Origin of the sequence: Kitasatospora sp. A2-31, from assembly GCF_022288725.1 — a bacterium.
Lineage (GTDB): Bacteria > Actinomycetota > Actinomycetes > Streptomycetales > Streptomycetaceae > Kitasatospora.
Genome location: NZ_JAKNTA010000001.1, coordinates 236,965 through 251,431 on the forward strand (window position 1 = coordinate 236,965; position 14,467 = coordinate 251,431).

A 14,467-nucleotide genomic window follows, 5' to 3' on the forward strand; every position below is an offset into this window, starting at 1 on the left:
GGGCGGCCCGCCGGTTCCGCAGTCGAACGGCGGACTCAGCCCTTCTTCCGCAGCACCATGAACTGGTCCTGCCTGAGCAGATCCATGCTGTAGCGGAGGGTGCCGTCCGGCAGCACCGTGACCACGGTGAAGCCGATGTCGCCGAGCTTGCACGTGTCGCCGCCCGAGGCCCTGGTCACCATGGACGTGTAGGTGACCTTGCTCTCGTCGGCGTTGCTGGGCGTCCAGACGGCCTCGCACCAAGTGGCGCCGTCGGCCGTCTCCGTGCGGATCCTGCTCGTCTGCCGGCCCGGCGCCGACTGGCCGATGGTGAGGGTGACCGTGGTGGCGTCCCCGCCGGCCGTCCGGCGCTCACCGATCCACGTCCCGAGGAACTTCGCGGGGATGATGCCCGACGCCGGGTCGGCCGCGGACACAGCGGGTCCGGACTCGTCGTCGGTGGGCTCGGGGCTGTCCGACGCCGGGCCGACGGACGCCGTCCCGCCCGACGCCGGGGCGGACGCCGGGCCGGAGGCACCCACCCCCGGAGCGGGGCGCGCCGGGTACGACGCGGCGGCGGAGCCGCCGGTCTGCCGGTCCTCGTCCCTCAGCACCTGGAACAGCAGCAGTCCGCCGCCGGCCAGCAACACGGCGGCCAGCACGGCCGCCACCGCGCCGACCCGTCCGCCGCGCCGCGACTGCATGGCGTAGGCCCGCGCCGAGACCGGCGTCGACGGCGGTACGGTCGGGAACGGGTCTGTCGGCGGTGGGGTCGGGAACGGGGTCGGCGGGAACGGGGTCGGCGTCGACGTCGGCTCGAACGGTCCTCCGGGCGGCGGCCCGAAGCCGGGCGGCATCGCCGGGGGCGGCCCGGCCTGCCTGGCCTCGGTCGCCGCAGCCACCGCAGCCGCCCCGCTCACTGCGGCGTCCCCTTCCCCCTCCAGGTCCAGCAGTTGCACGGCGCTGCGCCCGACCGCCGCCGCCAGCCCGCCCGGCAGCCAGTCCCCGCGGCCCAGCCGGGCCGAGGCCGAGCCGTCACCGTCCAGCAGCTCCCGCAGCCGGTCCGGCGTCGGCCGGGCGGCCGGGTCCTTGGCCAGGCAGTCCCGCACGGCGGAGTGCAGCGTCCCGTCCAGTCCGGAGAGGTCCGGTTCCTCGTGCAGCACCCGGTAGAGCAGGACCGCCGCACTCACCCCGGAGCCGAAGGGCATCGTGCCCGTCGCCGCGTACGCGAGCACCGCGCCGAGCGAGAACACGTCGCTGGGCGGTCCCGCAGGCCGGCCTTCGGCCTGCTCGGGGGACATGAAGCCGGGCGAGCCGACGACGAAGCCGGACCGGGTGAGCGCGGTGGTGGCGTCCAGGGCACGGGTGATGCCGAAGTCGATCAGCCGCGGCCCGTCCAGGGTGAGCAGCACGTTCGACGGCTTGACGTCGCGGTGCACCAGCCCGAGCCCGTGCACATGAGCGAGCGCCTCGGCCAGGCCGACGCCCAGGGTCCGCACGGCCGGCTCGGGCAGCGGCCCGAACTCGGGCACCGCGGAGGCGAGCGCGGGCCCGGCCACGTACCCGGTGGCCACCCAGGGGTGCGTGCTCTCGGTGTCGGCGTCCAGGACCGGTGCCGTCCAGGCCCCGCCGACCCGTCCGGCCGCCGCGACCTCCTGCCGGAACCGGGCCCGGAAGTCGGTGTCCCCGGCCAGGTCGGGGCGGACCACCTTGACGGCCACCGTCCGCCCGCCCGGGGTCCGCCCCAGGTAGACCCGGCCCATCCCGCCCGCGCCGAGCTGTCGCAGCAACCGGTACTCGCCCACCTGCCGCGGATCGTCCGCTGCCAGCGGCTGCATGTCCACGCTCCCCTCGACGCCCGACGCGACATCCGCGTTCCTCACGCGTCCTGGAGCAGACGCTATCGGTCCTCGACCCGGTGGCGGGCGAGATCAAGGTCACGGAATCGTCGTCAGGTCATCACGGGACCGCCACGAACGGAGCCCCGGGATGGAGTTGTCACCGCGTCAGCCGCACTCCGCGTGGCTCACGCACCGCTCGGGCCCGGGGCAGGCCTCGCTCAGGCCCCGCTCTCCCGGAGCATGTCCTCGCGCTCGACCACCTTGACCCGCTCGCGGCCCTCCGCCGCGCCGAGCGCCCGTTCGTGCTCGTCGAGCCGGTGCCAGCCTTCCCAGGTGGTGTGGCGGACCCCCTGCTCGCGCAGGTGGGCGAGGACCGCTGCGGGATCGGGGTCGACGGCGCCCGGCAGGCGGCCGCCGGCGTGGTCGGCGAGCAGGCAGGCCACGGTCTCGTTGGCGTCGCCCTTGGTGTGGCCGATCAGGCCGACCGGGCCGCGCTTGATCCAGCCCGTGACGTAGGTGGCGCTCTGGTGGGAGCCGTCGGCGGCGAGGACGCGGCCGGCCTCGTTGGGGACGGTGCCGGAGACCGGGTCGAAGGGCAGCTTGGGCAACTCGTCGGAGTAGTAGCCCACGGCCCGGTAGACGGCCTGGACGTCCCAGTCGGTGAAGCGGCCCGTGCCCCGGACGTTCCCGGTGCCGTCGAGCTCGGTGCGCTCGGTGCGCAGCCCGACCACCCGCCCGTCCTCACCGAGCACCTCGACCGGCGACTCGAAGAAGTGCAGGTGGATCCGGTGCGGGCGGTCGCCCACGTCGCGGATCGCCCAGTTCTCCAGGGTGGCGGCGACCATGTCGACGTGCTTGGCGGCCCGGCGCTCGGCGATCGAGCCCGCGTCGTACTCGATGTCCTCGGGGGAGACGACCACCTCGATGGTCGGGGAGTGGTCGAGCTCGCGCAGCTCCATCGGGCTGAACCTGGCCTGCGCGGGGCCGCGGCGGCCGAAGACATGCACCTCGCGGGCCCGGTTGCGGGCCAGGCCGGCGTGGACGTTGGGCGGGATCTCGGTGGACAGCAGCTCGTCGGCGGTCTTGGCCAGGATGCGGGCCACGTCCAGGGCGACGTTGCCGACGCCCAGCACCGCGACCTTCTCCGCCTCCAGCGGCCAGCTCCGGGCGACGTCGGGGTGCCCGTCGTACCAGGCGACGAACTCCGCGGCGCCGTGGGAGCCGTCCAGCCCGACGCCGGGCAGGTCGAGCGCCCGGTCGGCCGTGGCGCCGGTGGCGAAGACGACGGCGTCGTAGAACCGGTGCAGGTCGTCCAGGGTGAGGTCGCCCGGGTAGTCGACGTTGCCGAACAGACGGATCTGCGGCTTGTCCAGGACCTGGTGCAGCGCGCTGACGATGCCCTTGATCCGCGGGTGGTCGGGCGCCACGCCGTAGCGGATCAGCCCGAAGGGGGCGGGCATCCGCTCGAAGAGGTCGATCGAGACCCCGGGGGCCTCGGCGGCGTCGGACTTCAGCAGGGCGTCTGCGGCGTAGATGCCGGCGGGGCCGGCACCGACGATCGCCACGCGGATCGGGCGGGACATGGTGGAGCGCTCCTCCAAAGTGGCGTGGGGCTGCGGACGGTTGAAGCAAATCCCGGCCGGGTGGGAGGCAGTAGGGGCGGTGGCCCTATGACCTCATAGAGCGCCCCTATGGGCGCGGCGGGAACTCCCCCGCCCGCAGCGAGCGCACCCCGGCCCGGGCGGCCGGTCCGCTCAGCAGGCCCGCCGCCGCACCGAGGGCGAGGCCGAGCAGGCTGTCCAGCACGTCCTGCGCGGTGCAGGCGTGGCCGATGCCCGGCAGCGCGTACTGGACGGCCTCGACCGCGAAGGGCAGCGCCGTCGCGCCCAGCAGGACCGCGGCGGCCCGGGCCCGGGTGCCGGCGAGCACCGCCGCCAGGCCGATCGTGACGTACAGCGCCACGTCCAGGCTGGTGGGGTCGACCGTGGTGAACTCGCGCAGCGGCCGGAGGCCGAAGCCGGTCAGGTCGCAGTGGCGCGCGGCCCGGCCGGAGGCGGCCCAGAACGGTCCCCGGGCGTCGGGCAGCAGGGTCAGCGTCACCAGCCCGCCGAGGGCGAGCAGCAGGACGAACGCCACCGCCCAGTGTGCGCGCAGCCACCGCCCGACCACCCGGTTCAGCAGCGCGGCCGGCACCAACGAGCAGAGCAGCCCGGGCCAGAACATCGGCATCGTGCCGAGGACAGCTTTGATCACTCCAGGACGGACGCGCTCGGGCGCCCGCCGGTTCTGACCGCTCCGCAGCCGGCACCGGTGCGGCAGCGACCGCGCCCCGCGCCGCCCCCGACCCCGCCCCGCGCCGGTCCCGGCCGCCCCCGACCCTGCCCCGCGCCGGTCCCGGCCGGCCCCGACCCTGCCCCGCGCCGGTCCCGGCCGGCCCCGGGCCCGCCGCCCGGGCCGGCACGCCAACTCCCGCCCGGCAGACGGCATATCGGCAGACAATCAGCTATCTCGCTCGATCGAGCGAAGTATCCCCACGATCGGGATTTCCACCGCCGGACGGGGGAACATCACCTCGTCCGCGCCCGTACCGACCAAGTCCGGGCGGCACCCGACCCCGGCCACCTGGATCAGCCCGTGACTACCTCCGCCCCCGTGTGGGACTGCCCCTTCGACCACACCGAAGGCCTGGAGTTCGACCCCCTGCTCAAGCGGCTGCTGACCGAGGAGCGGATCGCCAGGATCCGGCTGCCGCACGGCGAGGGGGAGGCCTGGCTGGCCACCCGCTACGAGGACGTCCGCGTCGTCACCACCGACCGGCGGTTCAGCCGGGCCGCCGGCATCGGCCGCGACCTGCCCCGGATGACGCCCGCCCCGATCGCCCAGGCCGAGGCGATCAACCTGATGGACCCGCCCGCCCACCACCGGCTGCGCCGGCTCGTCGCCAAGGGCTTCACCAACCGGCAGGTCGAGCAGCTGCGCCCGCGGACGCAGCGCACCGTCGACGCGTACCTGGATGCCATGGAGGAGCACGGCGCCCCGGCCGACCTGGTGCACCACCTCTCCGGCCGGCTCCCGATGACCACGATCTGCGAGCTGCTCGACATCCCCGGCGAGGACCGCGCCGAACTCCGCGGCCACGCCGTCGCGATGATGGCGATGGGCCCCGGCAGCGGTGACGGCCAGCTGCGCGCCAAGGCCGCCCTGCGCGCCTACTTCACCGAGCTGACCGCCGCCCGGCGCCGCGACCCCGGCGACGACCTGATCAGCGCCCTCGCGACCGCCCGGGACGAGGGGGAGCTGCTGGACGACCAGGAGCTCGCCGTCATGGCCATGGTGCTGCTGGTCACCGGCCACGACACCAGCACCTACCAGATCGGCAACATCGTCTACACCCTGCTCACCCACCCCGAGCAGCTGGCCGGGCTCCGGGCCCGGCCCGAAGAGCTGCCGCGCGCGATCGAGGAGCTGCTCCGCTTCATCCCCTTCCGGCAGGGCGTCGGCATCGCCCGGGTCGCCACCGAGGACGTCGAGCTGGGCGGGGTGTCGATCCGGGCCGGCGACGCCGTGCACGTCTCCTACCTGGCCGCCAACCGCGACCCGGCGGTGTTCGAACGGCCCGACGAGCTGGACCTCGACCGCGGCTCGGCCACCCACATGACCTTCGGCTACGGCACCCACCACTGCGCCGGCGCCCACCTGGCCCGGATGGAGCTCCAGGTGGCCATCGGCACGCTGCTGCGGCGCTTCCCGGGGCTGCGGCTCGCCGTGCCGCCGGCGGAGCTGGACTGGCGGACGGGCTCGATCTGGCGCTACCCGCGGACCCTGCCGGTCGCCTGGTGACCTCCTCCCCGCCGCGCCGTCCCGGCGCCCGCCCGACGCACCCGTAGGCCACCGCCCGCGCCGCCCACCCCACCGGCGCGGGCCACCAGGGAGACCTCCACCCATGGCAACACTCTGCCGACCCGCCGTCGCCGTACCCGAACACGTCATCACCCTCGGGCAGACCCTCGACCTGGCCCGCACCCTGCACGCCGACCACCCGCAACTCCCCCTGGCGCTCAGGCTGATCGAGAACACCGGGGTGCTTACCCGGCACCTGGTCCAGCCGGTCGAGGAGACGCTGCGGCACCCGGGCTTCACCGCCCGCAACGCCGTCTACGAGCGGGAGGCCAAGCGCCGCGTCCCCGAGGTGGTCGGGCGCGCCCTCGGGTACGCGGAACTGTCCGCCCGGGAGGTCGACCTGATCGTCTACGTGTCCTGCACCGGCTTCATGATGCCCTCGCTGACGGCCTGGCTGATCAACACCATGGGCTTCCGCCCCGACACCCGCCAGGTGCCGATCGCCCAGCTCGGCTGCGCGGCCGGCGGCGCCGCAGTCAACCGGGCGCACGACTTCTGCCGCGCCTACCCCGGCGCCAACGTGCTGATCGTCGCCTGCGAGTTCTGCTCGCTCTGCTACCAGCCGACCGACCTCGGCATCGGCTCGCTGCTCTCCAACGGCCTGTTCGGGGACGCGGTCGCCGCAGCCGTGGTGCGCGGCCGCGGCGGCACCGGCGTACGGATCGAGCGCAACGGCTCGCACCTGGTGCCGGACACCGAGGACTGGATCTCCTACGGCGTCAGGGACACCGGCTTCCACTTCCAGCTCGACAAGCGCGTGCCCGGGACCATGGAGATGCTCGCCCCCGCCCTGCGCACGCTGGCCGCCGAGCACGGCTGGAACGCCTCCGGGCTCGGCTTCTACGTGGTGCACGCCGGCGGTCCGCGTATCCTGGACGACCTCTGCCGCTTCCTGGAGTTGGCGCCGGCCGCCTTCCGGTTCAGCCGGGCCACCCTCACCGAGCGCGGCAACATCGCCAGCGCGGTGGTCTTCGACGCGCTGGCCCGGCTGTTCGAGGAGGGCTCGGTCGCCGACGGCGCCCAGGGCCTGATCGCCGGCTTCGGGCCCGGCATCACCGCCGAGATCTCGCTGGGCAGTTGGGTCGGCGCCCCGCTGCAGGCCGCGGTCCCGCACCGCCTGCGCAGCCACGACGACGGCGGTCTCACCCTCGCCGGACCGGCCGTCCCCGCGCGCCGCCCGGCCGGGACTACGATCACGGAATGACCGACACCACCGACCGACCCGAGACCACCGCCAGAGCGGCCGAACTCGCCGCACGGTTCCCCGCGTTGCACGCGCCGCAGTACTGGTCCTGGGGCCGCTACGACGCGGTCTTCTCGCTCGCCCTGCCGCCGGACGAACTGATCACCAACATCCACCTGGTGGGGTTCTCCGAGGGGCGCGTCGTGCTCTGCCGGGACGAGCGCGACCACTGGTTCCTGCCGGGCGGCACCCGGGAGCACGGCGAGTCGATCGAGTCGTGCCTGGTCCGGGAGCTGCGCGAGGAAGCCGGCGCCCGGCTGCTCGGCGAGCCGGCCTGGCTGGGCGCGCACCGCTGTGTCACCGACCTGCCGGAGCCGTACCGGCCGTGGCAGCCGCACCCCGAGAAGGCCTGGCTCTGGGGCTGGGCGGAGATCGCGGTGGAGTCCGCCCCGACCAACCCGGACGACGGCGAGCAGGTGGTCGAGGTACGGGCGGTCGAGCCGGCCGAGGCGCAGCGTCTGCTGGTGGGCGGCCGCGACGCGTGGTGGGGCGAACTGGTCGGGCTGGCGGTGGAGCTGCGGCAGCGGGCCGCGGCGGGCTGATCCCGCCCGGCCCCGGCGGGCAGCGGGCCAGCCCCGGCGGGCGGGGGCCGGCCGCGCCACCCTCCGGTGGACCGCCCGCACGGTATTCCCGGCGGTGCCGAAGATCACCGGGATGGCCGAACACCAGAGCGCGCTGTCCGATATGCGGTGATAAGACTCGTTTGAACTCGGGTTTGAACGCGAGTCCGCACCGACAGGAGCGTCATGGACAACTACCCGCTGCTGAACATCTTCTGGACGATGCTGGAGCTCTTCCTCTGGATCCTCTGGTTCTTCCTCCTGTTCAAGATCATCACAGACATCTTCCGCAGCCACGACCTCAGCGGCTGGGGCAAGGCGGGCTGGCTGATCCTGGTGATCCTGATCCCGCTGGTCGGTGTGCTCGTCTACGTCATCGCCCGCGGCAGATCGATGAGCGAGCGCGACGTCGCCCAGGCCCGGCGCAGCGCGTCCGCCATGGCGCTGTTGGCCGGCGCGGCCTGACCGCCCGAGCCCGAGCCGCCGCCCGAGCCGCCGCCGCGCCGGTCCTGCCGCGGCGGGCGCGCCTGCCGCCCGCCGCGGTCGCCCCCGCGCTCACCGGAACGGTCGCGGCCCCCGCCCGGGCGCCCGACCTCGTCGTCCAGCCGCAGCGTCAGCCCGATCCGCTTGCGCGGCACGTCCACCTGCGTCACCCGTACGGTGACGATGTCGCCGGGCTTGACCACCTCGCGCGGGTCCTTGACGAAGTTCTTCGACAGCGCCGAGACGTGGACCAGGCCGTCCTGGTGGACGCCCACGTCGACGAAGGCCCCGAAGGCCGCGACGTTGGTGACCACGCCCTCCAGCACCATGCCCACCTCCAGGTCGCCGATCTTGTCGACGCCCTCCTTGAAGGTCGCCGTGCGGAACGCCGGGCGCGGGTCGCGGCCCGGCTTGTCCAGCTCGCCGAGGATGTCGGTGACGGTCGGGACGCCGAACGTGTCGTCGGCGAAGTCCCCGGGCCTCAGCGCCCGCAGCGCACTGCTGTTGCCGATCAGCTGCCGCAGCTCCCCGCCGGTGGCGGCGAGGATCCGGCGCACCACCGGGTACGCCTCCGGGTGCACGCTGGAGGCGTCCAGCGGGTCGTCCCCGTCCGGGATGCGCAGGAAGCCCGCGCACTGCTCGAAGGCCTTCGGGCCGAGCCGGGCGACGCCCTTGAGCTCCTTGCGGGTGCGGAACGGGCCGTTGGCGTCGCGGTGCGCGACGATGTTGTCGGCCAGCGTCCCGGTGATGCCGGAGACCCGGGTGAGCAGTGGCGCGGAGGCGGTGTTGACGTCCACGCCGACCGCGTTCACGCAGTCCTCGACCACCGCGTCGAGCGAGCGGGAGAGCTTCACCTCGCTCAGGTCGTGCTGGTACTGGCCGACGCCGATCGACTTGGGGTCGATCTTGACCAGCTCGGCCAGCGGGTCCTGCAGCCGGCGGGCGATCGAGACCGCGCCCCGGATCGACACGTCCAGGTCGGGCAGCTCCTGGGAGGCGAACGCGGAGGCCGAGTAGACTGAGGCGCCGGCCTCGCTGACCATCGCCTTCGTGAGCTTCAGCTCCGGGTGGCGCTTGATGAGGTCCTCGGCCAGCTTGTCCGTCTCCCGGGAGGCGGTGCCGTTGCCGATCGCGACCAGGTCGACGGCGTGCCGCTTCGCCAGCGAGGCCAGGGTGGCCAGCGCGGCGTCCCACTTGTTGGCGGGCTGGTGCGGGTAGATCGTGTCGTGGGCCACCACCTTGCCGGTGGCGTCGACGACGGCGACCTTCACGCCGGTGCGGAAGCCCGGGTCGAGGCCCATGGTGGCGCGGGTGCCGGCGGGCGCGGCCAGCAGCAGGGCGCGCAGGTTGGCGGCGAAGACGCGCACCGCCTCGTCCTCGGCCTCCTGGCGCAGCCGGCCGCGCAGGTCGATGCCGAGCCGGACCAGGACCCGGGTGCGCCAGGCCCAGCGGACGGTGTCGCCGAGCCACTTGTCGGCCGGGCGCCCGTGGTCGGCGATGCCGAAGCGGGCCGCGATCCGCTGCTCGTAGTCGTTCTCGCCGGGGAGGTCGCCGGCCTCCTCGCCGTCGTACGGGGAGAGTTCGAGGTCGAGCACCTCCTCCTTCTCGCCGCGCAGCATCGCCAGGATCCGGTGCGAGGGGAGCTTGGTGAACGGCTCGGCGAAGTCGAAGTAGTCGGCGAACTTGGCGCCGTCCTGCTCCTTGCCCTCGCGGACGGTGGAGACCAGCCGGCCCCGCGTCCACATCCGCTCGCGCAGCGAGCCGACCAGGTCCGCGTCCTCGCCGAAGCGCTCGACCAGGATGGCCCGTGCCCCCTCCAGCGCGGCGGCCTGGTCGGCCACCGCCTCGTTGAGGTAGCCGGCGGCCAGCGCGACCGGGTCCTGCGTCGGGTCGGCGAGCAGGGTGTCGGCCAGCGGCTCCAGGCCGGCCTCCCGGGCGATCTGCGCCTTGGTGCGCCGCTTCGGCTTGTACGGGAGGTAGATGTCCTCCAGCCGGGCCTTGGAGTCGGCCGCGAGGATCCGCTGCCGCAGCGCGTCGTCCAGCTTGCCCTGCGCCTCGATCGACTCCAGGACGGCGGTGCGGCGCTCCTCCAACTCGCGCAGGTAGCGCAGCCGCTCCTCCAGGGCGCGCAGCTGCGCGTCGTCGAGCGAGCCGGTGACCTCCTTGCGGTAGCGGGCCACGAACGGCACGGTCGCGCCGCCGTCCAGCAGCTCGACGGCCGCCTTCACCTGGCCCGTGCGGACGCCCAGCTCCTCGGCGATCTTCCGCTCGATCGCCTGCTGCGCCTGCTGGGCCACCTGTTCGACTGGCGTGGTCACGAAGCCGGTCACCTTCTCCAGAGTTGCTGTTCCCCTACCCCGGCATTCTGGCAGGTGCCGGCGACGCACCCGCCCCGCCACGGCGGGGCGGGACCCGTGCGGTCGGCTCAGTACCGGTCCTCGACCGTGCGGTCCGGCCTGCCGTTCCCGGCGATGCGGATCAGATGGGTCCCCTGCTCCGTCACCAGGCGGAGCTGGTCCGGAGCGGTCCAGCCGAGCTCCCTGATGCTGTCGGCGTCGCCGTTGACGTACGCGACGTCCCACCGGCGGGTGCCGAGGCCCGTGCCCTCGTCGAGGTAGACCCAGAAGAGCGGGTCCGGCCCGAATCCCGCCGTGTCCTGCTGCACCACCAGCCTGCGGTCCGGCCGGCCGGGCGCCGCCTCGTCGCGGGTCGTCCGGCGGTCGCCCGAGAGGACGCCGGACAGGAGCCAGAGCGGCACCGTGCCCACCGCCAGCGCCACCACCACGGCGCCGAGCGCGCTGCGCGCCCAGACCTTCCCGCGCGAGGAGACCAGCGCCACGAAGAGCAGGGCCAGCACCAGCATCCCGAACAGCAACGGCCGGTCAAGCCACTCCCGCAGGACCAGGAGCCCGCCCGACCGGCGGTTCAGCCGGCCGGTGACGGCCGCGACCATCAGCGCCCCCGCACCGCCGAGCGCCCCCCACATGACCCGACGGTCCCACTTGGCCGCCATGGCACCCTCCCCGGTGTTCGAAATCCGGCCGATCGGCGCGATCCCGGCGGTACAGTGCCGGGCATGTGCGCTGCCGTCAGGATGCACGACGACCAACCGGACATCGACGCGGCCCTGGTGCGACGGCTGGTGGCCGCCCAGTTCCCGCAGTGGCGGAGCCTGCCGCTCTCGCCGGTCGCCGCCTCCGGGGCGGACCACGCCATGTTCCGGCTCGGCACCGAACTCGCCGTCCGGCTGCCCCGGGTGGCGTGGGCCTCGGCGGGCGTCGAACGCGAACGGCACTGGCTGCCACGGCTCGCGCCGCGCCTGCCACGGCCCGTACCCGTGCCGCTGGCGGCCGGGCGGCCGGGCGCCGGCTACCCGTGGGAGTGGTCGGTGCTGCGCTGGCTCAACGGCGCCAACCCGGTCGTCGGCGCGCTCGCCGCACCCCTCCAACTGGCCCGCGACCTGGCGGGGTTCGTCAACGCCCTGCGCGCGGTCGACCCCGCCGACGGCCCGCCGGCGGCACGCGGGGTGCCGCTGGCCGCGCGGGACGCGCCCACCCGGGCGGCGATCGGCCGGCTGCACGGGACGATCGACACCGCGGCGGCGACGGCGCTGTGGGAGAAGGCACTCCGCCTCCCGGAGCACCCCGGCGGACCGGCCTGGATGCACGGCGAGCTCGCTCCCGGCAACCTGCTGCTCGCAGGCCAACGGCTCAGCGCCGTGCTCGACTTCGGGGCGATGGGGGTCGGCGACCCGACCGTGGACCTGATCGCCGCGTGGAACCTGCTCCCGGCCGGGGCCCGCCCGGCCTTCCGCGCCGCCCTCGCCGCCGACGACGCCGCCTGGGAGCGCGGGCGGGCCTGGGCTCTGTCCATCGCGCTGATCCAACTCCCCTACTACCGCTCGACCGACCCGGCGCTCGCCGCCAACGCCCGCCACGTGATCCGCGAGGTGCTGGCCGACCGCAGCGTCTGAGCACCGCCACGGGCGGGGCGGCCCGCCACGCGGCCGCCCCGCCGGGACCGCCACCGGGCCCTGCGGGCGTCAGTGGTCCACGGTGACCACGATCTTGCCGACCTGCTCACCGGCCTCCAGGTACCGGTGGGCCTCGGCGATCTCCGCCAGCCCCCCGAACACCCGGTCCACGACGGGCGCGAACGCCCCGCTGCGCAGACCGGAGGCGACGAACGCCTCCGCCCGGGCCAGGCTCCGGCGGTCGCGGGTGACCTCGTGCAGGGTGTAGCCGCGGATGCTGCGCCCGGCCAGCAGGGCGAGCGGCGGCAGCGGCGCCTCCCGCCCGCTCAGCTCGCCGTACACGAAGAGCGTGCCGCCCGGGGCGAGCGCTCCCAGCAGCTCCGACACCCCCGGGCCGGAGACCGCGTCGAAGACGAACTCCGCGCCGCGCCCGCCGGTCAGGGCCAACACCCGCCCGGCGACGTCCTCCTCCGCCGTGACCACCACCTCGGCCGCACCGGCCTTCAGCAGCGCGTCCCGCTTGGCCGCCGTACGGGTCGTCGCGATCGGCACCGCGCCGACCCGGTTGGCGATCCGGATGGCCGCCAGGCCCACGCTGCTGGACGCGGCGGTGACCACCACGGCGTCCCCGGCGCGCAGCCGGCCGGCCTCCACCAGCGCCCCGTACGCGGTCACGTACGGCATCCAGACCGCTGCGCCGCCGACCGCGTCGAGCCCCTCGGGCCGGTGCAGGACGGCCCGCGCGGGGACGATCGCGCGCTCGGCGTAGACGGCGTGGTCGTTCATCGAGAAGGCCGGCACCACGCTGACCGCGTCGCCGACGGCGAACCCCTCGACACCCTCGCCGAGCACCTCGACCACCCCGGCGGCCTCGCTGCCGAGCCGTGCCGGGAACTCCCGTACCGGCTCGATGTACCGGCCGCTGCGGAAGAGCACCTCGGCCCGGTTGAGGCCGATGGCGTCGACCCGGATCAGCAGCTCGCCCGGGCCGGGGGCACCGATCCCGGCCTCCTCCAGCCGCAACACCTCGGGCCCGCCCAGCTCGTGGAACAGCACCGTCCTGACCATCGTTCAACTTCCTTTCCCCACCGAAAGATGCGGCGCGGGCGACCGCGCCGGCGGTACCGACCCAACCCCAAAGTACGGACGCTGTCAAACTTCGACGCCATACGTACTTTGACCATCGCCATACTTCGGCCTGCGCCGTACGATGGCGGCGGGAAGACGGCACTCAGGGAGGACGACGGGACGATGGCGGCGACATCAGGAACGGCAACACCCGTGGCGGCGAAGGCCGGGCCGACGACGGCACCGCCACGACGGACCGGCCGGGACCGCGTCCCGCCGCACCCCGACGTCCGGACGGTCGGACTCCAGCAGGCCATGGAGGCCCTGGTGGACCCGGTCCGCCGGCTGATCGTCCGTGAACTGCACGCCGCGCGTCGGGACCTCGCCTGCGGCGCGATCGACCTGCCGGTCGGCAAGTCCACGGCCACCCACCACTTCCACGTGCTGCGCGAGGCCGGGCTGATCCGGCAGTACTACGTGGGCACCTCGCGGATGAACGCACTGCGCGCGGAGGAGTTCGACGAAGCCTTCCCGGGCCTGCTGGGCGCCGTCGTGGGCGCACCCGAACAGCGCTGAGCCCCCGGAGCGGGAAACCGGCCGGAAGGGGAAACCGGCCGGTCCGGCTTCCCCCTCCCGGTCCGGTGATCGAACGTAGCCCCTAGGGTGCGAACATGACACGCCATCTGACCTTCGACGGCCCGTTCAACTTCCGCGACCTGGGCGGGTACCAGGGCACCGGCGGGCGGGCGGTCCGCTGGGGCCTGCTCTACCGGTCGGACTCGCTCGGCAAGCTCGCCACGCCTGCCGACCTGGGACGGTTCCGGGCCCTCGGCATCGGGACCGTGATCGACCTGCGCTACCCGTGGGAGATCGCCCGCAGGGGCCGGATCCCCGAGCTGGAGGGCGTGGCCTACCACAACCTGTCCATCGAGCACCGGCCCTACGACCAGGCGGAGATCGACCCGGACGTCGACCCCTGGCGCTACCTGGCGGACCGGTTCGCGGAGGTGGCCGCCGACGGCGTCGCGGAGATCCGGCAGGTCCTGGAGCTGATCGCCGCGGCCGACCGTCCGGTGGTGTTCCACTGCGCCTCGGGCAAGGACCGCACGGGGCTGATCGCCGCCCTGGTGCTCGCCCTGCTGGGGGTAGCGGAGGACGACATCGCGGCCGACTTCGCGCTCACCGAGCTGGTCACCGCACGCCTGGTCGCCGACTGGCACGCCGCCAACCCGGGGCGGACGCTGCGCTGGCCGTCGTTCGGCCGGGCACCCGAGCAGGTGATCCGGCTCACGCTCGCCGACCTGGCGGCCGCCCACGGATCGGTCCGCGCCTACGCCGCCGGCACCCTCGGGATCGACGAGGAGCTGGTCGGCCGGCTGCACGCCCGCCTGCTCTCGGCCTAGGTGTACTGCGTCGGAGG

12 protein-coding genes and 1 pseudogene are annotated in these 14,467 nt (G+C 74.4%); 7 read left to right on the plus strand and 6 right to left on the minus strand.

All coding sequences use genetic code 11. The features are described from left to right. Positions 1–35: 35 nt before the first annotated feature. From MCM47_RS01095 to MCM47_RS01105, 3 genes are all read right to left on the minus strand, one after another. Positions 36–1,817 (minus strand): serine/threonine-protein kinase, encoded by a 1,782-nt coding sequence (locus MCM47_RS01095; RefSeq protein WP_238740028.1) that lies wholly within the window; start codon positions 1,815–1,817, stop codon positions 36–38. Between the two features lie 221 nt (positions 1,818–2,038). Next, on the minus strand, positions 2,039–3,403 hold the full coding sequence (locus MCM47_RS01100) for an FAD-dependent oxidoreductase (RefSeq protein WP_238740029.1): 1,365 nt from the start codon (positions 3,401–3,403) through the stop codon (positions 2,039–2,041). Positions 3,404–3,509: 106 nt separating this feature from the next. Further along, positions 3,510–4,073, minus strand: a complete 564-nt coding sequence (locus MCM47_RS01105; RefSeq protein ID WP_238740030.1) for a hypothetical protein — start codon at positions 4,071–4,073, stop codon at positions 3,510–3,512. A gap of 381 nt (positions 4,074–4,454) precedes the next feature. Here MCM47_RS01105 and MCM47_RS01110 point away from each other — a divergent pair, with 381 nt between their 5' ends. The 4 genes and pseudogenes from MCM47_RS01110 to MCM47_RS01125 all read left to right on the plus strand — a co-directional run. Then, a complete protein-coding gene (locus MCM47_RS01110; RefSeq protein WP_238740031.1) occupies positions 4,455–5,660 on the plus strand; it encodes a cytochrome P450 in 1,206 nt (401 codons plus the stop codon). A 103-nt stretch (positions 5,661–5,763) separates the two neighbouring features. Then, on the plus strand, positions 5,764–6,924 hold the full coding sequence (locus MCM47_RS01115; protein ID WP_238740032.1) for a type III polyketide synthase: 1,161 nt from the start codon (positions 5,764–5,766) through the stop codon (positions 6,922–6,924). Further along, positions 6,921–7,505, plus strand: a complete 585-nt coding sequence (locus tag MCM47_RS01120; RefSeq protein ID WP_238740033.1) for an NUDIX domain-containing protein — start codon at positions 6,921–6,923, stop codon at positions 7,503–7,505. Before MCM47_RS01115 ends, MCM47_RS01120 begins: the two co-directional genes overlap by 4 nt. A gap of 204 nt (positions 7,506–7,709) precedes the next feature. Then, positions 7,710–7,961 (plus strand): annotated as a pseudogene (locus tag MCM47_RS01125) (PLDc N-terminal domain-containing protein); the annotation flags it as partial. On the opposite strand, the gene MCM47_RS01130 reads toward MCM47_RS01125, so the two are convergent. Together MCM47_RS01130 and MCM47_RS01135 are read right to left on the minus strand one after the other, a co-directional pair. Then, a complete protein-coding gene (locus tag MCM47_RS01130) occupies positions 7,892–10,324 on the minus strand; it encodes a Tex family protein (RefSeq protein WP_238740034.1) in 2,433 nt (810 codons plus the stop codon). The pseudogene MCM47_RS01125 and the gene MCM47_RS01130 sit on opposite strands and share 70 nt — an antisense overlap. Before the next feature lie 107 nt (positions 10,325–10,431). Continuing rightward, positions 10,432–11,019, minus strand: coding sequence for a hypothetical protein (locus MCM47_RS01135; protein ID WP_238740035.1), 588 nt, complete (start codon positions 11,017–11,019; stop codon positions 10,432–10,434). A 63-nt stretch (positions 11,020–11,082) separates the two neighbouring features. Between MCM47_RS01135 and MCM47_RS01140 the strand changes: the two genes are divergently transcribed. After that, positions 11,083–11,979: an aminoglycoside phosphotransferase family protein gene (locus MCM47_RS01140; RefSeq protein WP_238740036.1), complete on the plus strand. Its 897-nt coding sequence runs from the start codon at positions 11,083–11,085 to the stop codon at positions 11,977–11,979. Positions 11,980–12,048: 69 nt separating this feature from the next. Here the strand turns inward: MCM47_RS01140 and MCM47_RS01145 are convergent, their stop codons facing one another. Continuing rightward, positions 12,049–13,047, minus strand: a complete 999-nt coding sequence (locus MCM47_RS01145) for a zinc-dependent alcohol dehydrogenase family protein (RefSeq protein ID WP_238740037.1) — start codon at positions 13,045–13,047, stop codon at positions 12,049–12,051. A 213-nt stretch (positions 13,048–13,260) separates the two neighbouring features. Here MCM47_RS01145 and MCM47_RS01150 point away from each other — a divergent pair, with 213 nt between their 5' ends. Then, positions 13,261–13,623 carry a helix-turn-helix transcriptional regulator gene (locus tag MCM47_RS01150; RefSeq protein ID WP_238740038.1) on the plus strand — a complete coding sequence of 121 codons (363 nt, stop codon included), beginning with the start codon at positions 13,261–13,263 and terminating at the stop codon, positions 13,621–13,623. 95 nt (positions 13,624–13,718) lie between these two features. Continuing rightward, entirely contained in the window at positions 13,719–14,450 is a 732-nt protein-coding gene (locus tag MCM47_RS01155; protein ID WP_238740039.1) for a tyrosine-protein phosphatase, read from the plus strand. Positions 14,451–14,467: the final 17 nt, after the last annotated feature.